The 26,152-nt window shown below is 69.2% G+C and carries 22 protein-coding genes; 12 read left to right on the top strand and 10 right to left on the bottom strand.

Features of this window, described 5'->3' with window-relative positions; all coding sequences use genetic code 11:
* Positions 1-80 precede the first annotated feature (80 nt).
* Entirely contained in the window at positions 81-1,097 is a 1,017-nt protein-coding gene (locus J2X34_RS06910) for an iron-siderophore ABC transporter substrate-binding protein (RefSeq protein WP_429516410.1), read from the bottom strand.
* Positions 1,098-1,335: 238 nt separating this feature from the next.
* Here J2X34_RS06910 and J2X34_RS06905 point away from each other — a divergent pair, with 238 nt between their 5' ends.
* A complete protein-coding gene (locus J2X34_RS06905) occupies positions 1,336-3,603 on the top strand; it encodes an MMPL family transporter (protein ID WP_429516409.1) in 2,268 nt (755 codons plus the stop codon).
* A gap of 71 nt (positions 3,604-3,674) precedes the next feature.
* Here the strand turns inward: J2X34_RS06905 and J2X34_RS06900 are convergent, their stop codons facing one another.
* From J2X34_RS06900 to J2X34_RS06890, 3 genes are all read right to left on the bottom strand, one after another.
* Positions 3,675-5,780, bottom strand: coding sequence for a 3-hydroxyacyl-CoA dehydrogenase NAD-binding domain-containing protein (locus J2X34_RS06900; protein ID WP_429516408.1), 2,106 nt, complete (start codon positions 5,778-5,780; stop codon positions 3,675-3,677).
* Complete coding sequence (locus J2X34_RS06895) at positions 5,781-7,007, bottom strand: thiolase family protein (RefSeq protein ID WP_429516407.1); 1,227 nt, start codon at positions 7,005-7,007, stop codon at positions 5,781-5,783.
* 120 nt (positions 7,008-7,127) lie between these two features.
* A complete protein-coding gene (locus J2X34_RS06890; protein WP_114724193.1) occupies positions 7,128-8,360 on the bottom strand; it encodes an HRDC domain-containing protein in 1,233 nt (410 codons plus the stop codon).
* A gap of 266 nt (positions 8,361-8,626) precedes the next feature.
* Here J2X34_RS06890 and J2X34_RS06885 point away from each other — a divergent pair, with 266 nt between their 5' ends.
* Positions 8,627-9,478, top strand: coding sequence for an alpha/beta fold hydrolase (locus J2X34_RS06885; RefSeq protein ID WP_114724192.1), 852 nt, complete (start codon positions 8,627-8,629; stop codon positions 9,476-9,478).
* Here J2X34_RS06885 and J2X34_RS06880 read toward each other — a convergent pair.
* Positions 9,423-10,850, bottom strand: a complete 1,428-nt coding sequence (locus J2X34_RS06880; RefSeq protein WP_174909832.1) for a WS/DGAT/MGAT family O-acyltransferase — start codon at positions 10,848-10,850, stop codon at positions 9,423-9,425. The two genes, J2X34_RS06885 and J2X34_RS06880, sit on opposite strands and share 56 nt — an antisense overlap.
* Positions 10,851-10,952: 102 nt before the next feature.
* Here J2X34_RS06880 and J2X34_RS06875 point away from each other — a divergent pair, with 102 nt between their 5' ends.
* The gene (locus J2X34_RS06875) at positions 10,953-12,233 is read left to right on the top strand and encodes an alpha/beta hydrolase fold domain-containing protein (RefSeq protein WP_429516406.1); all 1,281 of its coding nucleotides are present in this window, start codon (positions 10,953-10,955) and stop codon (positions 12,231-12,233) included.
* 45 nt (positions 12,234-12,278) lie between these two features.
* Here J2X34_RS06875 and J2X34_RS06870 read toward each other — a convergent pair whose 3' ends face one another.
* A complete protein-coding gene (locus J2X34_RS06870) occupies positions 12,279-12,866 on the bottom strand; it encodes a DUF3000 domain-containing protein (protein ID WP_114724190.1) in 588 nt (195 codons plus the stop codon).
* 118 nt (positions 12,867-12,984) lie between these two features.
* Between J2X34_RS06870 and hemE the strand changes: the two genes are divergently transcribed.
* From hemE to J2X34_RS06830, 8 genes are all read left to right on the top strand, one after another.
* A complete protein-coding gene (hemE, locus tag J2X34_RS06865) occupies positions 12,985-14,052 on the top strand; it encodes a uroporphyrinogen decarboxylase (protein WP_174909834.1) in 1,068 nt (355 codons plus the stop codon).
* Positions 14,049-15,413, top strand: coding sequence for a protoporphyrinogen oxidase (locus tag J2X34_RS06860; RefSeq protein WP_429516405.1), 1,365 nt, complete (start codon positions 14,049-14,051; stop codon positions 15,411-15,413). Before hemE ends, J2X34_RS06860 begins: the two co-directional genes overlap by 4 nt.
* A gap of 5 nt (positions 15,414-15,418) precedes the next feature.
* Positions 15,419-16,114: a hydrogen peroxide-dependent heme synthase gene (gene hemQ / locus J2X34_RS06855; RefSeq protein ID WP_429516404.1), complete on the top strand. Its 696-nt coding sequence runs from the start codon at positions 15,419-15,421 to the stop codon at positions 16,112-16,114.
* A 119-nt stretch (positions 16,115-16,233) separates the two neighbouring features.
* Positions 16,234-16,653 carry a hypothetical protein gene (locus J2X34_RS06850; RefSeq protein ID WP_174909836.1) on the top strand — a complete coding sequence of 140 codons (420 nt, stop codon included), beginning with the start codon at positions 16,234-16,236 and terminating at the stop codon, positions 16,651-16,653.
* A gap of 49 nt (positions 16,654-16,702) precedes the next feature.
* On the top strand, positions 16,703-18,973 hold the full coding sequence (locus tag J2X34_RS06845; protein WP_429516434.1) for a molybdopterin-dependent oxidoreductase: 2,271 nt from the start codon (positions 16,703-16,705) through the stop codon (positions 18,971-18,973).
* 36 nt (positions 18,974-19,009) lie between these two features.
* Positions 19,010-19,360, top strand: coding sequence for a GntR family transcriptional regulator (locus J2X34_RS06840; RefSeq protein ID WP_174909838.1), 351 nt, complete (start codon positions 19,010-19,012; stop codon positions 19,358-19,360).
* Positions 19,357-20,361 (top strand): DUF1648 domain-containing protein, encoded by a 1,005-nt coding sequence (locus tag J2X34_RS06835; protein WP_114724185.1) that lies wholly within the window; start codon positions 19,357-19,359, stop codon positions 20,359-20,361. Before J2X34_RS06840 ends, J2X34_RS06835 begins: the two co-directional genes overlap by 4 nt.
* A 108-nt stretch (positions 20,362-20,469) precedes the next feature.
* A complete protein-coding gene (locus J2X34_RS06830) occupies positions 20,470-20,853 on the top strand; it encodes a hypothetical protein (RefSeq protein ID WP_429516403.1) in 384 nt (127 codons plus the stop codon).
* 68 nt (positions 20,854-20,921) lie between these two features.
* Here the strand turns inward: J2X34_RS06830 and msrB are convergent, their stop codons facing one another.
* Genes msrB through J2X34_RS06810 form a run of 4 tightly spaced genes read right to left on the bottom strand, consistent with a single transcriptional unit; the run spans position 20,922 to position 25,091 of the window.
* The gene (msrB, locus tag J2X34_RS06825; RefSeq protein WP_114724184.1) at positions 20,922-21,359 is read right to left on the bottom strand and encodes a peptide-methionine (R)-S-oxide reductase MsrB; all 438 of its coding nucleotides are present in this window, start codon (positions 21,357-21,359) and stop codon (positions 20,922-20,924) included.
* Positions 21,360-21,393: 34 nt separating this feature from the next.
* A complete protein-coding gene (locus J2X34_RS06820; protein ID WP_254622906.1) occupies positions 21,394-22,644 on the bottom strand; it encodes a glycosyltransferase family 87 protein in 1,251 nt (416 codons plus the stop codon).
* A 52-nt stretch (positions 22,645-22,696) separates the two neighbouring features.
* The gene (locus J2X34_RS06815) at positions 22,697-24,271 is read right to left on the bottom strand and encodes an alpha/beta hydrolase (RefSeq protein ID WP_429516402.1); all 1,575 of its coding nucleotides are present in this window, start codon (positions 24,269-24,271) and stop codon (positions 22,697-22,699) included.
* Positions 24,272-24,293: 22 nt separating this feature from the next.
* Positions 24,294-25,091 (bottom strand): pyrimidine reductase family protein, encoded by a 798-nt coding sequence (locus J2X34_RS06810; protein WP_114724182.1) that lies wholly within the window; start codon positions 25,089-25,091, stop codon positions 24,294-24,296.
* A 22-nt stretch (positions 25,092-25,113) separates the two neighbouring features.
* On the opposite strand from J2X34_RS06810, the gene zapE reads away from it, so the two are divergent.
* Entirely contained in the window at positions 25,114-26,127 is a 1,014-nt protein-coding gene (gene zapE, locus J2X34_RS06805; protein ID WP_114724181.1) for a cell division protein ZapE, read from the top strand.
* The last annotated feature ends 25 nt before the right edge of the window (positions 26,128-26,152 follow it).

The following is a 26,152-nucleotide window of genomic DNA, read 5'->3' as shown; positions in this document are numbered from 1 at the left end:
TCGCATTTCTCGAAGCCTTCGGACGCATCTTCGGTTCCTGACCGCGGTCGCGGACGAGCCCGGCTCCGAACGCGAAGTCGTCACGCAACCCGCTTCGCGGCCTCCGACAGCTGCGGGGCGATCCGGTCGATCACCCACGGTGTCGCGAGGACGCCCGTACGGCTGAGGCCCGCAACCACCTGGGTGTTGGGCAGGGGCACCGCGCTGCCGCGCTGGACGGCGCCGAGCGAGTTGTACGTGGGGTTCTTCGTGGCCTCTCCCTCGTCCGGCACGAACACGACCACGACGTCCGCGTCGACCTCGGTGATGCGTTCGGCGGAGATGGTGGCGAAGAAGCTGTCCGGATCGCTCTCGGCCGCGAGCTTCTCGACGCCCGGGGAGTTCACGAACCCGAGCTGGGTGAGGACCTGCACGCGCGGGTCGGTCGGCTTGTAGACGTTGACCTGACCGTTGGTGGTGTCGAGGTTGATCACCGACAGGGTCTTGCCGGCGAACTCGGGGTGCGCGGCGGCGGTGTCGGCGAGCATCGTGTTCATGCTGTCGATGAGCTTGGTCGCCTCGTCGGACTTGCCCATCGCCTGACCGATCAGCGTGGTCTGGTCCTGCCACGTGGTCTGCCACGCCTTGCCGGGATAGGCGACCGTCGGTGCGAGGGAGGACAGCTGGCCGTAGGTGGCCTGGTCGAAGCCCTCGTACGGTGCCATGATCGCGTCGGGTGCCAGCGCGGCGATTGCCTCGACGGGCGTGGAGGACGTGGCGTCGAGCAGGGTGGTCTCGCGGGGGTCGTACTTGTCCGACAGCCACGGCATGACACCGTTCTCGTCGGCGCCGTAGGAGTTCTTCGGCATGCCCACCGGGGTGCCGCCGAGCGCGTAGACGACGTCCTCGGCGTTCCAGCCGAGCGTGACGATCCGCTCGGGGGTCGACTCGATCGTGGTCTCTCCGAACGTGTTCGCGATCGTGACGGGGAAGGCACCGTCGGAGGCCGTGGTCGTGGAATCGCTGTCGGTCGACGACGAGCAGGACGCGAGCAGTGCCGTCGCGCTCAGGGTGGCGACGACCGTCGCAACCTTGCGGCGGGTGGTGAGAGCGAACACCGGGGAACTCCTTCGGGATCGACGAGATCGGAGAAGGTGAGCCTAACCTGTGTCTCGGAGGCTGTGTGGCGGGGTGGGTCGGTCCGGCCCGACGCGATCGCCTCGCGGCGAAATCGATCATGAACGTATGACGCCGTGGCGGCCCGTAATGTGAAGGCCTGTGCTCCACGGCGGCGACTGGTCACAGCCGCCGCCGTCCACTATCCGCGCTGCTCGTCGGGGGCTGAGGAGTCCAAAGGTGTTTGCTCGCTGGGGGGATCTGGTCTACCGGGCCCGTTTCACCGTCATTGCGGTGATGGTGGCCGGACTGTTGGCGCTGGGCGCCTATGGTTCCGGGCTGGGTGCGCACCTCAGTCAGAGCGGGCTGGACGATCCCGGCTCGGAGTCCGTGGCGGCGGCGAGACTGGCGGACGGCACGTTCGGCCGGGATGCCACCGGTGACGTCGTGGCGATGTACACCGCCCCCGACGGCAAGACGGTCGACGACCCGGCCTTCAGCGCGAAGGTCACCGACAGCCTGCAGCGACTGGTGCAGGACCACCCCGACCAGGTCGCGAAGATCAACGGCAGCTACTTCCCGGTACCGAACACGCCGCGGCTGCCGGCTTTTGCAACGACGGACCGCACCCATGCGCTCGCGAGCATCGCACTGAAGGGCGACAACGACACCGCGATCACCAACAACTTCCGTGAGATCAAGGACGCGTTCCAGATCGACGGGGTCGAGGTCCAACTCGCCGGCATGCAGCCGGTCGCGAGCGCGATCAACGACACGATCGCCAACGACATCCACCGCATGGAAATCCTCGCGATCCCGGCGGTCGGGGTGCTGCTGTTCTTCGTCTTCGGAGGCGCGGTCGCGGCGGCGTTGCCGCTGATCGTCGGTGGCCTGACAATCGTCGGCGCGAACGGGATCGTGCGGGTGATCACGCATTTCACCGAGGTCAATGCGTTCGTCGCGTCGGTGGTCTCACTGATCGGGTTGGGTCTGGCGATCGACTACGGCCTGTTCATCGTCAGCCGGTTCCGCGAGGAACTCGGCGACGGGCGCAGCACCAGGGATGCGGTGCGCCGCAGCGTCATGACCGCCGGTCGCACCGTGTTGTTCTCCGCGACGATGATCATCGCGAGTCTCGGTGGCCTGCTGTTGTTCCCACAGGGCTTCCTGAAGTCGATGGCCTACGGCGCGATCGCGACGGTGTTGCTGGCGGCGTTCACCTCGGTCACGGTGTTGCCGGCGATCCTGAGCATCCTGGGCCGGCGGATCGACAAGTTCGGCCTCAAGCGGTTCGGCCAGATCAAGTCGACCGAGGAGATCGAGTCCAGTGTCTGGGGTCGCCTGACGCGGTGGGTGATGCGTAACCCGCTCAAGGTGACGATCCCGATCGTGATCGGTCTGTTGATGCTGATGGTCCCGCTGACGGGTATCAAGTTCGGTGGCATCAACGAGGAGTATCTGCCGACCGACAACCCGACGCGGACGGCGCAGGAGCAGTTCGACGAGCTGTTCCCGGGCAATCGCACCGAACCGGTGAAACTGGTGATCACCGGCGCCGATGGCATGCAGGTGGGCCAGATCCTCAAGACCGCGAGCGGGGCGCCCGGCCTGGTCGAGAAGTTCTCGATCACCGGGCCCGCGAAGGACGGCGTGCAGGTCCTCAAGGCCGGTCTGGTCGACCGCAACGACTCGGCCCCGACCATCGACTATCTGCGGGCGATGGACGTCCCGGGCGGCGTGGACGTCCTCGTCGGCGGCACCCCGGCGATCGAGCAGGACAGCATCAGTGCACTGCTCGACAACCTGCCGCTCATGATCGTCACGGTCCTCACCGTCACGACTCTGCTGATGTTCCTGGCATTCGGCTCACTCGTGCTGCCCATCAAGGCCGTGTTGATGAGCGCGCTCGGTCTCGGCGCGACGCTCGGCATCCTCACCTGGGTGTTCGTCGACGGTCACGGCTCGGGCGTGCTGGGCTTCACGCCCGGACCGATCACGTCGCCGATGCTGGTGCTGATCGTCGCGATCGTCTACGGCCTGTCCATCGACTACGAGGTGTTCCTGCTCTCCCGCATGGTCGAGGCCAGATCGCAGGGTGCGAGTACCACCGAGGCCATCCGGATCGGTACCGCGCACACCGGCCGGATCATCACCGCGGCCGCACTGATCCTGATCGTCGTCACCGGCGCGTTCGGATTCTCCGAGCTGGTGATGATGAAGTACATCGCGTACGGCATGATCTCGGCGCTCGTCATCGACGCGACCCTGATCCGCATGTTCCTGGTGCCGGCGGTGATGAAGCTGCTCGGCGACGACTGCTGGTGGGCGCCTGCCTGGATGAAGCGCATCCAGGAGAAGGTCGGGCTGGGCGAACCGATCCTCGACAGCGAACTGGCCCGGGGCGACGTGCGCGATCTCGCGGACCCGGATACCTCCGTCGTTCCGGAGTCGCCGGAGCCGGAAACGATCCCGGCACGGGAGTCGCTTCCTGAGGATGCGATCTCCTGACCGGTACCCCGTCGATGCGAAGAGGAGCGCGCCCCAATCTCGGGGACGCGCTCCTCTCGTGACGGGTCGGGCTAGACGCTCGCGACACCCTTGGCCAGGAACGTCCTGCCGTTCGCGGCCTCCGACGTTCCGGTCCGGTCCAGGTACGGCGTGATGCCACCGTTCCAGAAGCCGAAGCCGCCGCCCAGGATCAGGCACAGGTCGATGTCCTCGGGACCGGCGACGACGCCCTCCTCGAGCATGATCCGGATCTCCTCGGCGAACGCGCGACGCGTGCGCTCGAGCACCTCGTCCGACGTGGACGGCTTGTCGCCCTGCTGCCACAGCGTCGCGACCTCAGGGTCGACGACCTGGCCCTTGTCGGTCCAGGACCACACGCCGGGCTTGCGGGCCTCGACGATGGCCTCGAGTCCGGGGGACGGCTTGAAGCGCTCCGGGTAGGCCGCGTTGAGGGTCTCGCCGGTGTGCAGTGCGATGGCCGGGCCGACGAGCGCGAGCAGCGTGAACGGCGTCATCGGCATGCCGAGTTCGGCGATCGCATTGTCGGCGACGTCGAACGGGGTGCCCTCGTCGACCGCGTTCATGACCTCGCCGAGCGCGCGGATCAGCAGGCGGTTGAAGACGAAGCCCGGCAGGTCGGCGGATCCGACGGCCGACTTCTTGAGCGCCTTGGCGGTGGCGAACGCCGTTGCGAGGGTGGCATCGTCGGTCTGCTCACCCTTGATGACCTCGAGCAGCGGCAGCACCGCGACCGGGTTGAAGAAGTGGAAGCCGACCACGCGCTCGGGATGCTTCAGGTCGGCAGCCATCTCCGTGATCGACAGCGACGAGGTGTTGGTCGCCAGGACCGTCTCGGGGGAGATGTGCTCCTCGAGTTCGGCGAACACCTTCTTCTTGACGTCCATGTTCTCGAAGACGGCCTCGATGACGAAGTCGGTCTTCGCGAACGCGGCCTTGTCGAGCGAGCCGGTCACCAGCGCCTTGAGGCGGTTCGCGCCGTCCGGCGACAGCCGGCCCTTGGCCAGCAGCTTGTCGATCTCGCCGTGGACGTAGCCGACGCCCTTGTCGATGCGCTCCTGGTCGATGTCGGTGAGGATGACCGGCACCTTGAGCTGCTTGACGAACAGCATTGCCAGCTGGCTCGCCATCAGGCCGGCACCGACGATGCCGACACCGGTGACCTTGCGTGCCAACGACTTGTCGGGCGCTCCGGCGGGGCGCTTGGCGCGCTTGTTCACCAGGTCGAACGCGTACAGGCCGGCGCGCAACTCGTCGGTCATGAGCAGGTCGGCGAGGGCGTTGTCCTCGGCGGCGAACCCGGCGTCGAGGGACTTCGAGTCGGTGAGGTCGGTGGTGCGGGCCAGCTCGAGCAGTTCGACCGTGCGCACCGCGCCGGGCGCGTTGTTCTTGGTCTTGCCCTCGACGATCGCCTTGGCGCGGGCGATGGCCTCGTCCCAGCCGGCGCCGCGGTCGATCTCCGGTCGCGCGGGCGTGATGTCGCCGGCGAGAACCTGTGCGGCCCACGCGAGGGACTGCTCGATGAAGTCGGCGGAGCCGAGCACGACGTCGGCGATGCCGAGCTCGAGGGCCTTCTTCGAGCCTATGACCTTGCCGTTGTTGAGCGGGTTCTCGACCGCGACGGTGACCGCATTCGACGGCCCGATCAGGTTGGGCAGCAACTGGGTTCCGCCCCAGCCGGGAACCAGGCCGAGCATCGCCTCGGGCAGCCCGAGCGCGCCGACGTTGTCGGCGAAGGTGCGGTAGTGGCAGTGCAGACCCACCTCGAGGCCGCCGCCGAGCGCGACGCCGTTCACGAACGCGAACGTCGGCACCGACGACTCGCGCAGACGACGGAACACACGGTGCCCCAGCTGGCCGAGCTCGACGCCCTGCTCGCGGGTGCTGATGCTCGGGACGCCCTTGAGATCCGCGCCGGCCGCGAAGATGAAGGGCTTACCGGTGACGGCGATGGCGGCCGGGTTGGCGGCGAAGGCCTCGTCGAGCGCCTTGTCGAACGCCAGCAGGCCCCGCGGGCCGAAGGAGTTCGGCTTGGTGTGATCGAAGCCGTTGTCGAGGGTGACCAGTGCGACCGGACCCTCGATGCCGGGCACCGAGATCAGCTTGGTGTAGGCGTTCGTGACGACTTCGTCGGCGAAAGCGGATGCAATGTCGGTCATTTACTTGGCTCCCGCTTCGTCGGCTGCGTAGTCCTTGTGATTGGGGTTCTCCCAGATGACGGTGCCGCCCATGCCGAGGCCGATGCACATCGTGGTCAGGCCGTAGCGGACGTCCGGGTTCTGCGCGAACTGGCGCGAGAGCTGGGTCATCAGGCGGACACCCGAGGAAGCCAGCGGGTGGCCGCACGCGATGGCACCGCCCCACTGGTTGACCCGCGGATCGTCGTCGGCGATACCGAAGTGCTCGAGGAAGGCGAGTACCTGCACGGCGAACGCCTCGTTGATCTCGAACAGACCGATGTCCTCGATCTTCATGCCGGTGCGGGCGAGCAGCTTCTCGGTCGCGGGGACGGGACCTATGCCCATGACGGCGGGGTCGACGCCCTGGAAGGCGAAGCCGACCATGCGCATGCCGACGGGCAGGCCCAGCTCGCGGGCGATGTCCTCACCGGCGAGGATCGCGGCGGTGGCGCCGTCGTTGAGGCCCGCCGCGTTACCGGCGGTGATGCGGCCGGCCGGCCGGAACGGGGTCTTGAGCTTGGCCAGGTCCTCGAGCGTCGTGCCCGGGCGCGGCGGCTCGTCCTCGGTGGCCAGGCCCCAGCCCGCCTCGGAACGGGTGGCGACCGGCACCAGGGTGTCGGCGATGAAACCAGCCTTCTTGGCGGCCTCGTACTTGTTCTGCGACGCGACGGCGTAGGCGTCGGTGCGTTCCTTGGTGATGCTCGGGAACCGGTCGTGCAGGTTCTCGGCGGTGTTGCCCATCACCAGTGCGCTCGGGTCGACCAGGCGGTCGGCGAGGAAGCGGGGGTTCGGGTCGGCGCCCTGCCCCATCGGGTGGCGGCCCATGTGCTCGACGCCGCCGGCGATCACGACGTCGTACTGGCCGAAGCCGATGCCCGACGCGGTGGTGGTGACGGCGGTCATCGCGCCGGCGCACATGCGGTCGATCGCGAAGCCCGGGACCGTCTCGGGTAGACCCGCGAGGATCGCGGACGTGCGGCCGATGGTCAGGCCCTGGTCGCCGGTCTGGGTGGTCGCGGCGATCGCCACCTCGTCGATCCGCGAAGGATCGAGCTGGGGGTTGCGGCGCAGCAGCTCACGGATGGCCTTGACGACCAGGTCGTCGGCCCGAGTTTCGGCGTAGATGCCCTTCGGGCCGGCCTTGCCGAACGGCGTGCGGATGCCGTCGACGAAGACGACGTTTCTCTGGGTAGCGGATGCAGCCACGCTGGATTCCTCCTGGCGGGAGTGGAGCGGTCACGCCGAGTCGAAGACCCGACACGCACCACTGTAGCGCTAATTACCCGCCGGTAACATACGGGGCGTAGCTGACCCCATCGACGCAGTTCAGGGCTGTGCCCGGACCGCTTCCGCGAGGATGGGCACGGTCAGTTCGCGCTGCCACGGACGCGCGCCGCCCACCGCGAGAGCCGCGTCGATCGCCGCCGAGGGATCCGACTCGTCGACCGGCGGCTCCCAGCAGATCCGACGCACCAGGTCGGGGCTGAGCAGGTTCTCGACAGGCACCTGCACTCGCTCGCTGAGTTCGGTGATGCCGGCCTTGGCGGCGTTCAGGCGTGCGGCCGCCTCGGGGTCGCGCTTGGCCCATCGGCTGGGCGGCGGCGGCCCGGTGAAGGGCTGATTGATCGGGGGCAGTTCCGTCTGCGGCAGCGCACGGGCGCGCTCGAGAGCGGACAGCCACAGCCGTGACGACCGGCGCTGGCGCGGTCCGCCGAAGACGGGCAGGGCCCGTAGCGTCTCCATGCTCTTGGGATCGGCGCTCGCCGCGGCGACGATCGCCGAGTCCGGCAGGATGCGACTGGGGGAGATGTCGCGCTTGCGGGCCACCTCGTCGCGCGCGGTCCACAACTCGCGGACCGCGGCGAGTTGGCGGGGGCTCTTGAGGCTGTGGATCTGTGACGTTCGCCGCCACCGCTCCGGCTTGGGCTGCGGCGGTCCGGCGAGCCGGACGTGCTCGAACTCCTGCCTCGCCCACTCCGTCTTGTTCTGGGATGCAAGCTCTTTCGCCATGGCGTCCTGGAGCTCGAGGAGCACCTCGACGTCGAGGGCTGCGTAGTTGAGCCACGCGTCGGGCAGCGGACGCGACGACCAGTCGGCCGCCCCGTGACCCTTGCGGAGCTCGAGCCCGAGCGTGCGTTCGACGATCGCGGCCAGGCCCACGCGTTCGAAGCCGGCGAGCCGTCCGGCCAGTTCGGTGTCGAACAGTGCGGCCGGTTCGAGGCCGAGCTCGGCGAGACACGGCAGATCCTGGTCGGCGGAGTGCAGCACCCACTCGAGGTCGTTGATCGCGTCACGAAGTGGTGCCAGATCCTCCGACGTCGGAATCGGATCGAGCAGGAACGTGCCGGCGCCGGCCCGCCGCAACTGCACCAGGTACGCGCGGGACGAGTAGCGGAATCCGGACGCGCGCTCCGCGTCGACGGCGAGGGGGCCGGTGCCCGCGGCGATGCGCTCGGCGGCGTCGCGGACGCCGTCGGCCGTCTCGATCACCGGCGGCACCCCGTTTGCCGGAACCAATAGTGGTACGGGGACGGGGGTGGGCTCGGTGGTATCTGGCATAGGGGGCAACTCTACGTGGCGAGGGCGCGATCTCACGTCGAGATCTGCGCGTCGCGCGGCAATTCTGTCAAAAAGTTGAACATGTGACCAAGACCACTCCGGCGGGTGACGGTGCCTGGTCGGCGCACCGACCGGCCCGTCGGTGCGCCCGGGCGGAATGTCGGAATCGCTCGCGGGCGGTGCGGCCCATGAGGTAGAACGAGTTTCAGTTTTGTCCGCTCGGCTTCTCCGGGCGGATCGAGGACACCTGATCGGAAGGCAGATCGATGCTCAACCTTGCGGCCGCCGTCGCTCCCGTCGGCGAGGTGCCGGCCGGGTCCATGGTGGAGTTACCGGGCCGGGGCAGCACCTACGTCATCGATACGGGTGCCACCCCGGAGAACCGTGGAAAGCCGACGCTGGTGCTGCTGCACGCGCTCGCGTGCACCGGCACGCTGACGTGGTACCCGGCCATCGCCAAGCTCGCGGCGAAGTCGCGGGTGGTGGTCCTCGATCAGCGTTGGCACGGGCGTGGCATCCGCTCGGAGCGATTCACGCTCGAGGACTGCGCCGACGACGTCGTCGCGCTCGCCGACACTCTGGAGCTCGACCGTGTCGTGCCGGTCGGGTACTCGATGGGTTCGTTGGTCTCGCAGCTCACGTGGAAGCGGCACCGCGACCGCGTCGCGGGTCTGGTGCTGTGCGCGGGCGCGGCGCACTTCAAGCGGAACTCGCGTGAACGGGTGGCGCTCGAATCGCTCAGTGCGGGGCTCGGTGCACTCAAGCCGCGTCCCGGTCCGGTCCCGGTCGGCGGGCCGCGGTTCGGCGGAGATCGGGTGTGGGCGTACTCCCAGTTCCGGGAGACCAGTTACGGCGCGATCGGTCGGGCCACCGCCGAGATCGGCAAGTTCGATTCGACGGCGTGGGTCGGCGACATCGACGTCCCCACCGCCGTCGTGGTGCCCACGAAGGACCTGATCATCCCCCCGCGGCGCCAGCGCTGGCTCGCTCGCCAGATCGCCGGCGCCGCCACGTACGAGGTGGACTGCGGTCACTCGTCGTGCGTCATGAACGCCGGGCCGTTCACCGAGGGACTGCTGGCTGCTTCTTCTTCCGTGCTTGCGCGCGTGCGGCCTTGACGAGTTCGGCCAGGGCCGCCGGGAACGCGTCCGCCAGATCCCACAGGTGCGGCGCGAGTTCCTTGCAGGAGACCAGGCCCACGTCGAGTCGGCCCTCGAGCGACATCACCGTCACGTTGAGGCCGGCGCCGTGGAAGACCGGTCCGAGCGGATACATCTGCTTGATGCGCGCGCCCAGGAAGTAGAGCGGCATCGGCGGGCCGGGGACGTTCGAGACCACGAGGTTGTGCACCACGGGGTGACGCTCGGCCAGCTTCAGCTTGGAGTACACCCGCATCGCGCTGCCGAACGTGGCCGGCGCCGCGAACTGCGCCCAGTCCTGCAGCAGGGTCGCGCCCAGCGCCTCGTTGTGGTGGTCCTTGTTGATCGCGTTGTGCTCGGCGATGAAGTGCAGCCGCTCGACCGGATCGGCGATGTCGGTCCCGAGCTGGGTGAACATGACCGAGATCTGGTTGGTGCCCGGACGGTCCGACTTGTCGTGGACGGAGACCGGTACCGTCGCGACCAGTGAGCTGTCGGGGAGTTCGTTGCGGTCCTCGAGGTACTTGCGCAGCGCGCCGGCGCACATCGTCAGCACGACGTCGTTGACCTTGACGCCGAAAGCGTTCTTGACGAGCTTGACGTCGTCGAGGCTCAGTTCGTTGTACGCGATGGTCCGGCGTCCGGTGATCGCGCCGTTGAACGACGTGCGCGGCGCGGTGAACGGCGTCGGCATCGCCTCGCCCTTGCGGGCCCGCCCGATCCAGTTCGGCAGCAGCGACACGCTGTCCGGGAGCAGCTTCGCCATCTTCAATGGTCGCGTGGCGAACGACAGCAGGCCGTTGACGGCGATGTCGAGTGAGCTCGCGCGACCGGCTCCCTCGGGAAGCTGATCGAACTCGGGCCTGGGGGCGTCGGGCTCGAGCCCGCAGAGCTGTGACATGAGGTTGGAGCCGGTGACACCGTCGACGTTGGCGTGGTGCATCTTCGACATCACGGCTACCGAGCCGTCTTCGAGGCCCTCGATGACGAACATTTCCCACAGCGGGCGGGTGCGGTCCATGGGCTGGCTGGCGATCGAACTGCACATTTCCGAAAGCTCGTCACGGCCGCCCGGCGCGGGTACCGCGATCCGGTGGAAGTGGCGATCGATGTCGAAGTCGGTGTCGTCGACCCACACGGGGTGGTCCAGGTTGAAGCGCGTGTCCTTGAGTCGACGCTTGAAGCTCGGCATCGATTTGACGCGAACGGCCAACTCGTCTCGCAGCTTTGCGAAAGAATAGCCACCCGGGATGGTGGACCCGTCGAGAATGATGAGGCCACACACGTGAAGCATCTGGGTCGGGGTTTCGAGATAGAGGAAGCTGGCATCCAATCCACTGAGTCTCTCCATGCAGCTAACGGTAGAACCTGTTCCATTTTTACGTGGGCGTTGTGACAAACATCATGGTTAAATAGGTTTATGAGGATTGATAACAGGTTCCTGTTACGTCAGGTGGCAAATGCTGCGCTGACGGCCAACGCGCTGCGACCGGTGCCGGGGATGCCGATGTCGGTGCCGACGTTCCTGTCCGGATGGCTGACCACGGAACTCGCTCCTCAGTTGCTTGCTGCGACCGCGGCCGATGCTGCTGTCCACGTCGCCCGCCACGGCGTCCGGAGTCGCGGCGACGCCGTCGGACTCGCCGCCGCCGGGGCTTCGATCGCGGGACTCGCAGCCGTGATCGCGACCGGACGTGGGGCGCGGGCCGAGGTGGAGTCGGCGCTCGAATCGGCGTTGGGACCCGACTATCGATCGGTGGGCGGCGCGGCGCGTCCGGTCCCGCAGACGCCGTGGCGGCAGTTGGCGTTCCCGTTCCGGATGCGCCGGGACGACGTCGTGCGGGTGAAGAACCTGGACTATGCGCCCGGCGGTCGACGATTCCGGATCGACATCTACCACCGCCGGGACACTCCGGCGAATGCGCCTGTCCTGCTGCAGATCCACGGTGGCGGGTGGGTCATCGGCACCAAGGATCATCAGGGCATCCCGCTGATGCTGGAGATGGCGTCGCGTGGGTGGGTGTGCGCCGCGATCAACTATCCGCTGTCGCCGAAGGCGGTGTGGCCGGAGCACCTCATCGCCATCAAGCGGGCGGTCTCGTGGTTGCGCGGCAATGTCGCCCGGTTCGGCGGGGATCCCGATTTCATCGCTGTCACCGGCGGTTCGGCCGGCGGCCACTTGGCAGCGATGTTGGCGTTGACGGGTGGCGACGCCGGCCTGCAACCCGGTTTCGAGGATGCGGACACCTCGGTCCAGGCGTGCGCCCCGCACTACGGCGTGTACGACTTCGCGGGGGAGACGGGGATCAAGGCGACACGTCAGCGGGTCGAATCCGCGCTCTCACCGATGGTGCTGGGCAAGAAGGCGCAGTTCCCGCGGGACTACCTCGCGGCGTCGCCGCGTGCGCACCTGCGCGAGGACGCGCCCCCGTTCTTCGTGGTGCACGGGACCAGCGACTCGTTCATTCCCGTCGCCGAGGCCCGCGAGTTCGTCGATCGTCTGCGTGAGGTGTCGGCGAATCCGGTGGCGTACGCCGAGCTGCGGGGCGCCCAGCACGCGTTCGACATCTTCCCGTCCATCCGGAGTTTCCGGGTGGCGCAGGGTGTCGCCGACTTCCTCGACTGGGCGCACGCCCGCCGGCTGTCGGCGGGCGTCCCGGGGCATGCCGGCACCCGAGCCGGCGCAGCGGACACCGTGGATGCGGACGATGTGGACGAGGAAGGGACGGGTTAGCGGATGGAGCGGCGTCGAGGTGTAGCGATCGGTGGCCGCTGCGGCTCAGGGCCGCCGACCCAGCCTCGCGATTCCGGCCGGCGGCAGGCCGGCGGCGTAGGCGAGGACCTCGCAGAAGGCCTCGACGTGGGAGGCCAGGGCGGTGGACGTCGCCGTCCACGACGCCCGGAGCTCGAGTTGATGGGCCCGCGGTGGCCCCGCGATGTCGCCGTACCGTACCGAGCTGGTCGCCGTCACCGTGCCGCCGAGCGCGACCACCTCGTCGGCCCGCTCGTCGAGGGCGTCGACCAGCCAGCTCCACGCAACCTCGGGGAGGAGGGGATCGGCGGCGAGGGCCGGCTCGAGGTCGGCCTGGATGTAGGCGACCAGCCGCATGGTGCCGTTCCACGCCTCGTCGCCGTCGGGATCGTGAAGCAGGATCAGGCGTCCGAATGCGTCCCCTTCGGACTGCTCCGCGACGGCCGCGTCGTCGGGGTGGCGGACCTCCGCGCCGATCGCGTAGCTGAACGGCGCGAGGCGCTGCGGGGGACGGATCGGGCCGAGCTCGATATCCGGGTGAACCTCGGCCGAGTTCATCGCGTCGACAGCGGCGCGGAACTGGGCTGGTTCGTTGGGTAATCCCGGGGTCGTCACACCAGCGGACGTTAGACGCCGCACCTGGTAGGGCGTCGGAGGCGCGCCGATTCCGCCCCGGCGCCGGGCCATGGCAGCATGGAGCCCGATGAGCGGCTTGGAAGATACGAATGCAGGTATGACCGGGCGTGCCGAGTACCCGTCTCGACGGGTCCTGGGCGACGCACCGTTGTTGGCGGCGGCCACCGGCCGTCCGGTGAAGCATCGACCCGTGTGGTTCATGCGTCAGGCCGGACGCTCGTTGCCGGAGTACCGGGAGATCCGGGCGGGAATCGGGATGCTCGAGTCCTGCTTCGATCCCGAGTTGGTCTGCGAGATCACGATGCAGCCCGTGCGGCGGCACAAGGTCGACGCGGCGATCCTGTTCTCCGACATCGTCGTTCCGCTGAAGGCTGCGGGCATCGACCTCGACATCGTGGCCGGTGTCGGACCCGTCGTCGCGAACCCCGTGCGGACCACCGCCGACGTCGCGGCGCTGCCCCGCCTGGTTCCCGACGAGGTCGGCGCCGTGTCGCAGGCTGTCCGGCTGCTCACCGCCGAGCTCGGCGAGACGCCGCTGATCGGTTTCGCCGGTGCCCCGTTCACGCTCGCGTCGTACCTGGTCGAGGGCGGCCCGAGTCGCAACCACGAGCGCACCAAGGCGCTCATGCACGCCGATCCCAAGACCTGGCACGCGCTCCTCGGCACCATCACCGACACCACCATCGCGTTCCTGCAGGCGCAGCTGCATGCCGGCGTCGACGCGGTCCAGTTGTTCGATTCGTGGGCGGGCGCGCTGTCGCTGGCCGAGTACCGCGAGTTCGTGCTGCCGCACTCGGAGCGGGTGTTCGCCGAGGTCGAGTCGGCCCAGGTGCCGCGCATCCACTTCGGTGTCGGGACCGGTGAACTCCTCGGTGCGATGGGCGAGGCCGGCGCCGACGTCGTCGGCGTCGACTGGCGGATCCCGCTGGACGTCGCCGCCCGCCGCGTCGGGCCAGGCAAGGGGCTGCAGGGCAACCTCGATCCCGCCGTCCTGTTCGCGGGCTGGCCCGCGATCGAGAAGCAGGTGCGGCGCATCGCCGCGGAGGCGGACGCCGCGATCGCGGCCGGCGCCACCGGGCACATCTTCAACCTCGGCCACGGCGTGCTGCCGGAGACCGATCCGGCCGTGCTCACCGACGTCGTGGAGCTGGTGCATTCGTTGTGACCGGTCGGCGCGTCTCGGTAGCGGTCGTCGGTGGCGGCGTCACCGGGCTCGTCGCGGCCTATCGGCTACGGCAGCGGCTCGGTGACGGCGCCCGGATCACCGTCGTCGAGGCGGGCTCACGGACCGGTGGCAAGCTGCGGACCGTCGATCTCGCGGGCGATCCCGTCGACGTGGGCGCCGAGGCGTTCATCGCGCGCCGCCCGGAGGTTGCGGACCTCATCGTCGAGCTGGGCCTGCAGGACCAGTTGGTCCATCCGGCGGGACGATCGCCGCTGATCTGGTCGCAGGGCTCGCTCCACCCGTTGCCCTCACGGACGCTGATGGGCATCCCGTCGGATCCGCAGTCGATGGCCGGACTTGTCGACGCGGACACCCTCGCGCGCATCGTCGCCGAGCCGACCGTGCCGTTCGAGTGGGATCCGGCGGCCGATGTGGACGTCGCGACCCTGGTCGGCGGCCGTTTCGGTGAGCAGGTGGTGCGCCGGTCGGTCGATCCGCTCCTCGGTGGCGTCTATTCGGGGTTGTCGGACTCGATCGGGGTCCGGGCCGCGCTGCCGACGCTGGCCGCCGCGCTCGACTCGGGTGCCCCGAGCCTGTCCGCGGCCGTGCGGGCGGCGCTGCCGACACCGTCCCCGGGGCCGGTGTTCGGCGCCCTGCGCGACGGCTACGGCGTCCTGCTCGCCGCGCTGCGCGACGCCGCCGCACCCGAGATGGTCCTGGACGCGTCCGCGACCGGCCTGCGCCGGGACGAGGACGGCTGGTGGATCGATCCCCTCGGCCACGTCGACGGGATCGTGCTCGCGGTGCCGGCGCCGCAGATGGTCGGCCTGGTCGCCGACGCCGCACCCCTGCTGGCCGAGGCGGCCCGCGGCATCGAACTCGCATCCTCCGCGGTCGTCGCGCTTGCCCTGCCCACCGACGCCGGTGTCCCGGAGAACTCCGGGGTCCTCGTCGCGACGGGGGAGTCGTTGGGCGCGAAGGCGTTCACGCTGTCGAGCCGCAAGTGGCCGCACCTGGCCGACCGGGACGTCACGCTGGTGCGGGCGTCGTACGGACGGTTCGGGGACGCCGCCGTCGTCGATTCCACCGACGAGCAGTTGATCGCGAAGGCCCGCGCCGATCTGGAGACCGTCACGGGCGTGCGCGCCGACCCGGTCGACGCGATCGTCGCGCGCTGGCACGGCGGGCTGCCGCAGTATGCACCCGGTCACCTGGATCGGGTGGCCGCGATCGAGGCCGCCGCGGCCGACGTGGACGGGCTCGAGATCGCGGGTGCGTACCTGCACGGAGTCGGCGTCCCGGCATGCGTGGCGTCCGCGACGACGGCGGCGACACGGCTCGCGGCCCGAGTGGCAGGATGAGCGGCATGGCACGCCTCGATTTCGACAAGCTCAATTCCACCCTTCGCTACGCGATGTTCTCCGTCTTCCAGGTGCAGCCCGGCGTCCTCGGTGACGACCGCGCCGCAGCCGTGAAGCAGGCGCAGGCGTTCTTCGACTCGTTCGAGGACACCGACGTCGTCGTGCGCGGCATCTACGACGTCGCCGGCGTCCGCGCCGACGCCGACTTCATGATCTGGACGCACGCGGAGCGCCTCGATGATCTGCAGAAGCTGTACAAGGACTTCCGCCGCACCACCGACCTCGGCCAGGTGAGCGACCCGGTGTGGTCCAACGTCGCGCTGCACCGTCCCGCCGAGTTCAACAAGAGCCACGTTCCGGCCTTCATCGCCGGCGAGGATGCGGGCGACTACATCTGCGTGTACCCGTTCGTCCGCTCGTACGAGTGGTACCTGCTGCCCGACGCCGACCGTCGCAAGATGCTCGCCGATCACGGCATGGCCGGCCGCACCTACCCGGATGTCCGCGCCAACACGATCCCGGCGTTCGCGCTCGGCGACTACGAGTGGATCCTCGCGTTCGAGGCCCCGGAGCTGGACCGCATCGTCGACCTGATGCGCGACCTGCGCGCTACCGAGGCCCGCATGCACGTGCGTGAGGAGACCCCGTTCTTCACCGGTCCGCGGGTCACCGTCGAGCAGCTGGTCAACTCGCTGCCCTGACCCGATACGACCACACCCCGCACCCGACAGGTGGCGGGGTGTTTCGTGTGTACCGCGGCGCGAGGTGGCTCGGCCCTCGTATCCTGAGCACATCAGCGGGCCCACGAGAGGGGCATGCGATGTGGAGTCCACGACGGTTCCTCGGTGCGGGTGTCCTGACGGTCGGCGTCGTGATTGGTGTCGCGATGTGTCCGATTCCCCAAGCATCGGCCACACCCACCATGAACACCTTTCAGGTTCCGTTCGTCACGAACTGCAGCACTTTCTTCAACCCCTGCTCGTTCAACCCGGTGGCGATCACCGGTGAGGTGCCGGGGACGGTGACGTTCCCCGCTCTGTATCCGACCGAGCCTGGGCAACCGAACGTCAAGGGCAGCTACTACATGCACTGGAGGAACCTCGGCACCGGAACCGCCGGGATGCTGGTGCTTCCCTACAGCGAGGCGGTCAGCGTGTTCACCGGGGCGGGACTCGTGACCGCATCGATGACGACGGGCTTCGAGTTCATCGCCGGAACAGGTGTCTTCTCCGTGCCCTGAGTCCGGCTGGAAGACTGAGGCCGTGACTTCGTCGGCGCGGTACCAGCACATGGCGCACTGGGGCATGTTCGAGGTCGAGTCCGCCGGCGGCGACGTGAGCGCGGTGAACCCGTTCTCCGGGGACGCTGATCCGTCACCCATTCTGGGTAACCTGCCCGGGTCGGTGCGCCACCGTTCACGCATCGCCGGCCCCGCGGTCCGCCGCGGCTGGCTCGAGCAGGGGCCCGGGCCGTCCGACGTCCGCGGCTCCGACGAGTTCGTGGCCGTGTCGTGGGACGAGTTGCTCGATCTGCTGGCGCACGAACTGCGTCGCGTCGTCGACACCCACGGCAATCGCGCGATCTTCGGCGGCTCGTACGGCTGGGCCAGCGCCGGACGATTCCATCATGCGCAGAGCCAGATCCACCGCTTCCTCAACATGCTCGGCGGCTACACCCGCTCGGTGCACAGCTATTCGCTCGGCGCTACCGGCGTCATCATGCCGCGCGTGGTGGGCACCCACTGGAAGCTGTTCGCCCGCTCCACCAACTGGGACGTGATCGCCGACCACACCGATCTGATGGTGTGCTTCGGCGGCGTGCCGCTCAAGAACACCGCCGTCAACAGCGGCGGCACCAGCGCACATCCCACGCGCGGTGCCCTCGACCGATTTCGGGATCGCGGCGGCGAGGTGGTCTCGATCAGCCCGCTGCGCGACGACCTGCACGGCCGGTGCGAGTGGATCGCACCGATCCCCGGCACCGACGTCGCGATCATGCTCGCGCTCGCGTACGTACTGGCGTCGGAGGGATTGCACGACAAGGCATTCCTGAGCCGCTACTGCGTGGGGTACGACCGATTCGAGGATTATCTCCTGGGACGCACCGACGGCGTGCCCAAGACGCCGGGCTGGGCGTCGGCACTCTCCGGCGTCCCGGCGGAGCAGATCGCCGCGCTGGCCCGACGGATGGCCGGCGGACGCACGATGGTGACGGTGACGTGGTCGCTGCAGCGCGTCCGGTTCGGCGAGCAGGCCCCGTGGATGGGCGTGACGCTCGCGGCGATGCTCGGCCAGATCGGGCTTCCCGGAGGCGGATTCGGGCACGGCTACGGATCGATGAACGAACCCGGGCTGGCGCCGGTGCCGTACCCGCTGCCGACGCTGTTCCAGGGCGCCAACCCCGTCCCGGACTTCATCCCCGTCGCGGCGATCTCGGACCTGCTGCTGCATCCGGGGGAGGAGTTCGACTACGACGGCCGACGCCTCACCTACCCGGACATCCGACTCGTGCACTGGGCCGGCGGCAATCCGTTCCACCATCATCAGGACCTGGCCCGGCTGCGGCGTGCGCTGGCCCGACCGGACACGATCGTCGTGCACGAGCCGTACTGGACGCCGATGGCCCGGCACGCTGACATAGTGGTGCCGTCGACCACATCGCTCGAACGCGACGATCTCGCGTGCACCCGCAACGATCCGCTGCTGGTCGCGATGCACCGCGCGGTGCCCCGGTACGCCGATGCGCGCGACGACTACGACACGTTCGCCGCGCTCGCGCACCGTCTCGGGTTCGGGGCCCGGTTCACCGAGGGCCGCACCGCACATCAGTGGATCGAGCACCTGTACGAGCAGTGGCGAGGATTCGTGCTCACGGACCCGGCGCACCTCGAAGCACCCCCGTTCGGCGAGTTCTGGCGGCGCGGGCACGTGCGGATGCGGACGGAGGACGGTCTGTCGCTGTTCTCCGAGTTCCGTGACGATCCCGAGCGCAACCCGCTCACCACCCCGAGCGGGAGGATCGAGATTTTCTCCGCCGACATCGACGGTTTCGGCTACGACGACTGTGCCGGGCACCCGCGCTGGTACGAACCGGACGAGTGGCTCGGCGGCGAGCGGGCGCAGCGTTTCCCGTTGCACCTGATCGCCAATCAGCCGAAGACCCGGTTGCACGGGCAGTTGGACCACGGTGCGGTCAGTCAGGCGTCGAAGATCCGTGGGCGGGAGCCGATCCGGATCCATCCGTCCGACGCGGCCGCGCGGGGACTCGGCGCCGGTGAGGTGGTGCGGGTGTTCAACGACCGCGGTGCGTGTCTCGCGGGTGTGGTGCTCGACGACCAGGTGCGGGCGGGAGTGGTGCAACTGGCCACCGGGGCCTGGTACGACCCGCTCGACCCGGCGGACCCCGACTCGATGTGCGTGCACGGCAATCCGAACGTGCTGACCGCGGACGTCGGCGCCTCGTGGCTGTCGCACGGCTGCTCCGGGCAGCACGCACTGGTGCAGGTCGAGCGGTTCGACGGGGTGCTCCCGCCGATCAAGGCGTTCGACCCGCCGCTCTGACTTGTTCTATTTGAACTAGAACAATATGGTGGGTGTGTGCTCATTCGCATCGATCAGTCGTCGTCCGTCCCGCTGTACGAGCAGTTCGCCGCGTCGGTGCGAGGCGCGATCGCCGACGGGTCCGTCGTCGCGGGGGAGCGGTTGCCCTCCGCCCGGGATCTGGCGTCGTCCCTCGACCTCAACGTGCACACCGTGCTGCGCGGCTACCAGATGCTGCGGGACGAGGGGTTGATCGAACTGCGCCGCGGTCGCGGTGCCGTCGTCTCGGCAGATGCCTCGGTGCGGGGCCGGCTGCAGGAGGCGGTCCGCGGTCTCGTCGCGGAGGCGCGGCGGCACGGCATGAGCGCGGCAGACCTGCTCGACCTGGTGAAGAAGGAGATGACATGACCGACTCGACTGCGGTGCAAAACGTTTCGTGGGTTCGGGGGCTGGGTGGTGCGTTACTCGCCCCGGTCGCCGCGGCGACCGCCGCGATCGCCGTCCTGGCGGCATGGTCCGGTGACCTGCCCGACCCGGTCGCCGTCCACTTCGGTCCCGGCGGCGCCGCCGACGGCTTCGCCTCCCGCGCGGCCGCGCAGTGGTCGCCGGTGCTCGGTCTCGCCTTCGCCGTGCTGCTCGGGGGAATCCTGTTGGCGCTCACCCGTCGTGACGTGCGTGCCGCGCGGACGGGTGCGGCGGTGTCGGCGGGAACGGGCACCGCGGTCGCGATCCTGCCCGTCGCCCTGTTGTCCTCGCAGCGAGGCCTCGCCGACGCGGCGGATGCGTCGTTCGGTGGATGGTGGCTCCTGCCGGTTGCCGCGGTGGGCGTCGTCGCCGCATTCGCCGGCCTGGCGCTGATCGGGCGACCGGCGCCGGCGGCGGCGGCCTCGGCCCCGCCGGCGGACGCGGCTCGCCTCGATCTGGCCGATACCGAGACCGTCGTGTGGACCGGGTCGGCCGCGATGTCCTGGTGGCTCGGGGCGGCGCTGGCGCTGCTGCCGACTGCGCTGATCGCCTGGTCGGCCGCGACCGCGTCGAGCGGAGCCGTCCTGATGCTGCTCGGTGCGGCCGTGCTGGGCGCGGTGTTGATGGGCCTCACGCTCGCGCCGGTGTACGTCGTCGTGGACGGGCGTGGACTCGAGACGCGCTACGTGCTCACCGGCGGTCGTCGGCGGATCCCGCTCGACGAGATCGCCCGCGCCGATGTCGTACACATCGGGCTGATCAACCGGTACGGCGGCATCGGCTACCGTGTCGGCCCGGACGGCGTCGGCCTGCTGGTCCGGCCCGGTGCCGCGTTGCGCGTCACGCGCGGTGACGGCTCCAAGTTCACCGTTACCGTCGACGGCGCCGACCAGGCCGCGGCCGTGCTGAACTCGCTCGCCGCGCGGGGGCGTGTCGCCAGGTAGCGGGACCGACGGCGGACCAGGCGGTCTCGGGGTTCTGTACAGTCGTGTCCGATGGCCGGCGGATTTCCCGTGTTTCGCTTGTACCGAGACTCGGACAGCTCCCACGTATTGTGTTGCGCACGTTTCCCGGAGTTCGCCGGGTGGGCTGCGGACGAGGAAGTCTGTGCCCAGCGAGCTTTCGACGATGCGGTCGCGAGCATCCTTCTCGACGCCGACCTCGCACCGGAAGCGCTCACGCTGGTCGGCGAGCAGCAGGGGTATCCCGTCGGCGATCGACTGTTCGCTACGACGATTCCCCGCATCGGAACGGTCTCGTACGCGTACCAGCAAGCCGGGTCGCCGTGGATCGTTCTGGGCCTCGATGTCTCGGCGGACGAGTTCTGGGCCGAGATCGAGGACGACGAGGATCTCCGGGAACTCGACCCGATCCCGCCGCTGAGGGCGGTGCCGGCCGTGGTCTTGACTCAACCCGGCTGGCCGGACCGCCCGTAGGCGGTTGTCCGGCCGGCTGTGGCGCCCGGCTGCCCCCGACAGCCCGGGTTGCCGGGGGCAGCGTCGTTCTACGAGCCGTCGGCCGGCTGCAGCCGCAACGAGATGCTGTTGATGCAGTACCGCTGGTCGGTCGGGGTGGGGTAGCCCTCGCCCTCGAAGACGTGCCCGAGGTGGCTGTGGCAGTTGCTGCACAGCACCTCGACGCGGTGCATGCCGAGCGTGTTGTCGGCTCGCAGGATGACGGCGTCCGAGTCCGCGGGGTCGAAGAACGACGGCCATCCGCAGTGCGACTCGAACTTCTCGGTGCTGCGGAACAACTCGGCACCGCACGCGCGGCACGAGTACACACCCTCGGTGGTCGTGTCGGTGTACTCGCCGACGTGGGGACGCTCGGTCCCCGCCTGGCGGAGCACCTGGTACTCCTCGGGTGTCAGATGTGCGCGCCATTCGGCGTCACTGCGCCGGAACGTGGGTGCGGGCAGGCCGGAATCCTGTGTGGAACTCATGGCCTCACGCTAATACGATCCGCGAACCCGTGCGTCAGACCTTGGCCGGCACCGGGGTGTCGGCGCTCTGTTCGGCGACGAGGAAGTCCGGATCGATACCCGAGTCCAGCCGTCCCTCGCGCTTCGACGTCAGGTAGCGGTTCGCGAGCACCGCGAAGATGACGATCAGCAGCAGGCTCCAGCCCATCGTCGGCTTCAGGTATTCGGCTGCGCGGCCGGTCTCGATGAACCGGTTCGAGAACCAGGCGTCCGCACTGAGGAACCCGTACACCGCGAGCCACGCCGGCCAGTTACGCATCACGGAGTTGCGCAGCACCACCGTCATGATCAGCGGGAACAGCAGCATCGAGTAGTACATCTGGCCCAGCGACAGCAGCAGGAACGACGCTCCCATGATCACGCCCGAGGCGGTCGCGACGAAGAACAGTTCGTCGTGCCGGTAGTACCGGTACAGCAGCCACAGCGACACCAGGACCATCGCCGTGAAAGCGATACGCAGAGCCCAGATCAGCGCGACGGGCAGGCCGAAGTAGGTGCCATTTCCGACGATCGCGCTGTTGAAGTAGTCGCGGGACTCCGACAGGTACGGCAGCGTGTGCTCGATGAACGCCATCGGATCCGCCGACAGCGGCCAGGCCACGGCCATCAGGACCACCGGGATGCCGATCGCGGTGACGAACACCTTCCACTGACCCCGCACCAGCGGCAGCAGCAGCAGGGGCGCGAGGATCGGTTTGACCGCGAGCGTCAGTCCGATCGCGGCGCCGGACCACAGGTCCCGCCGTCGCAGGAGCAGGAACAGGAACGCCACCTCGCCCAGCAGGATGATGCCGTTGATGTTCGAGAAGACGAGCGTGTTCGTGACGGTTTCCGTCGAGAACGCTGCGAACAGCAGGATCGGTGCGGCCACCGAGTTCAGTGCCAGGTCGAACATCTTCAGCAACAGATACAGCGCGATGATCACGGCGATCGCGTTGGCGAGGATGAACAGCCAGCGCGACTTCTCGGGATCGATGAGCGCGAGCGGCGACATCAACAACGTGCCGCTGGGCTGGTAGAGGTAGTGCGGATCCACCGAGTTGAAATCGGCGGTGTAGACCTCACGGCGATTGAGGAACGCCAGGGTCGCTCGGTACACCGGGGCGAAGTCGTCGGTGTGGGATCCGTTGACCGCCAACACGAACACTCGATGCAGCACAGTCATCACTGCGATAGGCCACAGAGCGAAGTTGATGACCTCGGCGGTGGTGCGGCCGGTACGCGGCTCGAATCGTCGAAGGAACACTACGGCACGGTACACCGCCGCGGCCTCGGTCAGCCGCGGCAACCCCCGCGCGTCACGCCGGGCACGCGCTGCCGTCGGTCGGGAGCTCGGCCGAAGCGAGGTAGCGGGTCAGGGATTGACGCGCGCAGTCCGAATGCGTCGTCACCGGGTGGCCGTAGCCCGCCCACGTCATGCTCGACCACTCGGCGCCGGCGCTCGCGAGGGAGCCGGTCACGGTGGGCAGGCCCGCATTGCCGACGACGGGGTCCGCCGCGCCGCTGAACACCAGGACCGGTACGTCGAGGCGTCCGGGGAGCGGGGGCGGCGACATGGTCGGCCACGCCGAGCAGCGCATCAGCCCGACAGCGGCGTCGGCGCCGAACATCGGATACTTCACGCCCCACGCCTCCTGCAGTTCGCGGGCTCGTCCCGGGCCCGGCCACTGCTGGCCGTCGCTGCATCGTGCGACGAACTGTCCGTCGGTGCCGATCGCGGCGTCGGTCGTGCCGATCAGTCCGAGCAACGGGCCGGTATCGCCGCGTCCCGCGGCCGAGAGCACGTCCGCCAGTTCGCGCACGCGCGCAGGTTGGTCGCCGCGCGGGGATCCCAGGAATGCGGAGACCGTCGCCAGCAGTGCGCTCGACGACACCGTCGCCAGCTCGCCGGCGGCGGCGCGGTCTCGCAGCGCCGTGATCGCGGCCGTCGGATCCGGTCCGAGCGAGCAGTTCAGGGCGGCGCAGCGCCGGCTGAAGTCGGCGAGTGCCGCTTCCTGGCCCTGCACCCGGTGTTCGGCCGCCGTTGCGGCATCGACGGTCGTGGCGGCCGGCGCGTCGAGCACCAGCCGGCCCACCTGGTCGGGGTACCGAGCCGCGTACGCCAGGGCGACCGACGCGCCGTTGCCGGTGCCGAGGATGCCCAGGCGCTCGACCTGCCAGATGCGCCGCAGCTGTTCGAGATCGTCGGCGGCGTTCGCGGTGTCGTACGCCAGCTCGGACGGCTGCAGGGCATCGGTGCACGCCACCGTCGCGTCCCGGGCCAGCGTCGCCACCTCGTCCACACCCTGCGAAGCGGCCGGATCAGCGGGACCGAACTGTCCCAGATCGGCGAGGGCGCGTCGGTCCATCGACCGGCCGCAATCGATCGGCGTCGACGACCCGATCCCGCGTCGATCGATCGCGACGATCGGCTGCCGCTCGAGCAGCGTGGAACTCGGGCCGGTCGCGAGCGCCGCGAGGGTGGTCGAGGACGCGACGTCGGACCCGGACGTCAGCACCACGGGCGCGGCATCGGCGGGCGTCTGCGGCAGACGCGCGCGCAGTGCGCCCACCTCGACGGGGCCCATCGCCGACCCGGTGGCGTCGAGGGGTGCGGCGTAATCGGCGCATTCCAGCGACAGCCCGGCCGGGCCGGGCCCGAGGCCGGCGGCGGCGAGCGTGGCGTCCTTGCAGTCGACCCAGTTCAGATCCTTCACCGGTGTCTGCAGTTTCGGCGCCGGTGCGTCGGTCTCCGTGGTCGTCGGGTTGCCGCCGCCCTGCTCGACAACGGCGACGTCGGGCCGAACCGACGGGCCCGCGCCGCAAGCGGTGCAGACGGCCAGAACGGCCCCGGCGATCGCGGCGACCCCGATCCTGCTCACAAGCGACTGCATGCGGGACAGCCTGCCAGGTGCGTCACACACCGCGGGCGCGTACCCATCGCGTGAGCAGTGTGCCGTCGTCGTCGCCGAGCACGTGCGCTCGGCTCATCGGCGTGGGGTTCGCCGCAGGGGACATCGCGATGCGGCCCGCGCCGCCGGCAACCAGTTGCGGAGACGTCGTCAGACACAACTCGTCGACGACGCCGTCGGCGACCAGGGTGCCGAACAGGCCGGGTCCGCCCTCGCACAGCACCCGTCGCAGCCCGCGACGCTCGAGAGTGGCGACCACGTCGGGCCCGGTGACGTCCCGATCGGTGACGATCTCGACGTCGGCTCCGGCGTCGCGGAGCCGGGCCAGGCGGTCCGGGGCCGCGGAGGCAGAGGTCAGGACGAGCGGTGGGACGGCCGTGTCGGTGAACAGTCGCGATTCGGGATCGAGGTTCGCGCTCGCGGTCACCACCGCGATCGGAGGCACCGCCGCCAGGCCCGCGTCCCGTCGCCGCCGGGCCAATTCGGGGGAGGTGCGGGCGCCGCCGTAGTTCTCCGCGCGGACGGTGCCGGCGCCGACGACGATCACCTCGGCGAGCTCACGCAAAACGGTGAACACCCGCTTGTCCGCGAGGGTCCCGAGCCCCGCGGAGGCGTCGTCGACGGTCACGGCGCCGTCGACGCTGGCGACGAAGTTGACGCGAACCCACGGTCTGTCGAGACCCGCCGGATATCCGTACAGTGAGCGCAGGTCGTCGTCGCTCAGCTCGGACGGCCGGTCGCTGCTGTCTGCTTCTCGTGTGAGGTAGGTCGCAATATCCAGACGGTGCACGTGTTCGATCACAGCACGTCGATACGCTCAGTGCATGCATGCACGTCTTGTCGATCGCAATCCGGTGGTGCCGGCCGATCAATTGGTTGCTCAAATGGTGCCCCCGGCGATGTTCGACGAGGTCAGTTTCGCGTCCTACATCCCCGATCCCAAGGAGCCGAGCCAGGCCGCCGCGGTCGCCAAGGCCGAGGAGTTCGCGGGCAAGGTCGCGAAGATCCGTGGCGGCGGACGCCGCGGCCTGTTCGGCAAGAAGGCGCCGTCCACGGGCGCCGGTCTGTACCTCGACGGCGGCTTCGGCGTCGGTAAGACCCACCTGCTCGCATCGATCTTCCACAGCTCGCCCTCGCCCAAGGCGTTCGGCACGTTCGTCGAGCTGACGCACGTCGTCGGCGCGCTCGGCTTCAACCGGGCGGTCGAGGAACTGTCGTCCCACAGCGTGCTCTGCATCGACGAGTTCGAACTCGACGATCCGGGCGACACCATGCTGGTCTCGCGTCTGCTGACCGAGCTGTCGGCGCGCGGCGTCTCGATCGTCGCGACGTCGAACACGCTGCCCGGCCAGCTCGGTGAGGGGCGCTTCGCGGCGCAGGACTTCCTGCGCGAGATCAAGAAGCTCGGTTCGATCTTCGAGACCATCCGCGTCGACGGACCCGACTACCGCCACCGGGACCTGCCGCCCGCCCCCGACCCCACCGACGACGCCGATCTGCTCGAGCGCGCCGACGCGATCGAGGGCGCCACGCTCGACGACTTCGACGAGCTGTGCGCGCACCTGAGCACGCTGCACCCGTCGCGCTACGGGAAGCTCGTCGCGGGTGTCCCGGCCGTGTTCATCAAGGGCGTCCACCCGGCAGCGGACCAGTCCGTCGCCCTGCGACTGGTGGTTCTCGCCGACCGCCTCTACGACGCCAGCATCCCGGTGACGGTGTCGGGCGCGAAGCTCGACGAGATCTTCACCCCGGAGATGGTCGCCGGTGGCTACCGCAAGAAGTACCTGCGTGCCACGTCGCGCCTGCTCGCGCTGTCGCGCTTCGAGGTCGCTGCCTGATCCACGCCTCGTGATGCGGCGCAGC

The organism is Rhodococcus sp. BE178 (assembly GCF_050433545.1).
In the GTDB taxonomy this organism is placed as follows: Bacteria; Actinomycetota; Actinomycetes; order Mycobacteriales; family Mycobacteriaceae; genus Prescottella.
Note: the sequence above shows the minus strand (reverse complement) of the source record. Positions and strands in the feature narration are given on the sequence as shown.

Bases quoted from the DNA above. Each gene is read 5' to 3' on its own strand.
- J2X34_RS06835 (WP_114724185.1), top strand. From the start codon at position 19,357: ATGACCGACTCGACTGCGGTGCAAAACGTTTCGTGGGTTCGGGGGCTG.
- hemE (WP_174909834.1), top strand. From the start codon at position 12,985: ATGACCGGGCGTGCCGAGTACCCGTCTCGACGGGTCCTGGGCGACGCA.
- msrB (WP_114724184.1), bottom strand. From the start codon at position 21,359: ATGAGTTCCACACAGGATTCCGGCCTGCCCGCACCCACGTTCCGGCGC.
- hemQ (WP_429516404.1), top strand. From the start codon at position 15,419: ATGGCACGCCTCGATTTCGACAAGCTCAATTCCACCCTTCGCTACGCG.
- J2X34_RS06880 (WP_174909832.1), bottom strand. From the start codon at position 10,850: ATGGAGAGACTCAGTGGATTGGATGCCAGCTTCCTCTATCTCGAAACC.
- J2X34_RS06815 (WP_429516402.1), bottom strand. From the start codon at position 24,271: ATGCAGTCGCTTGTGAGCAGGATCGGGGTCGCCGCGATCGCCGGGGCC.
- J2X34_RS06900 (WP_429516408.1), bottom strand. From the start codon at position 5,780: ATGACCGACATTGCATCCGCTTTCGCCGACGAAGTCGTCACGAACGCC.
- J2X34_RS06850 (WP_174909836.1), top strand. From the start codon at position 16,234: ATGTGGAGTCCACGACGGTTCCTCGGTGCGGGTGTCCTGACGGTCGGC.
- zapE (WP_114724181.1), top strand. From the start codon at position 25,114: ATGCATGCACGTCTTGTCGATCGCAATCCGGTGGTGCCGGCCGATCAA.
- J2X34_RS06885 (WP_114724192.1), top strand. From the start codon at position 8,627: ATGCTCAACCTTGCGGCCGCCGTCGCTCCCGTCGGCGAGGTGCCGGCC.
- J2X34_RS06845 (WP_429516434.1), top strand. From the start codon at position 16,703: ATGGCGCACTGGGGCATGTTCGAGGTCGAGTCCGCCGGCGGCGACGTG.
- J2X34_RS06890 (WP_114724193.1), bottom strand. From the start codon at position 8,360: ATGCCAGATACCACCGAGCCCACCCCCGTCCCCGTACCACTATTGGTT.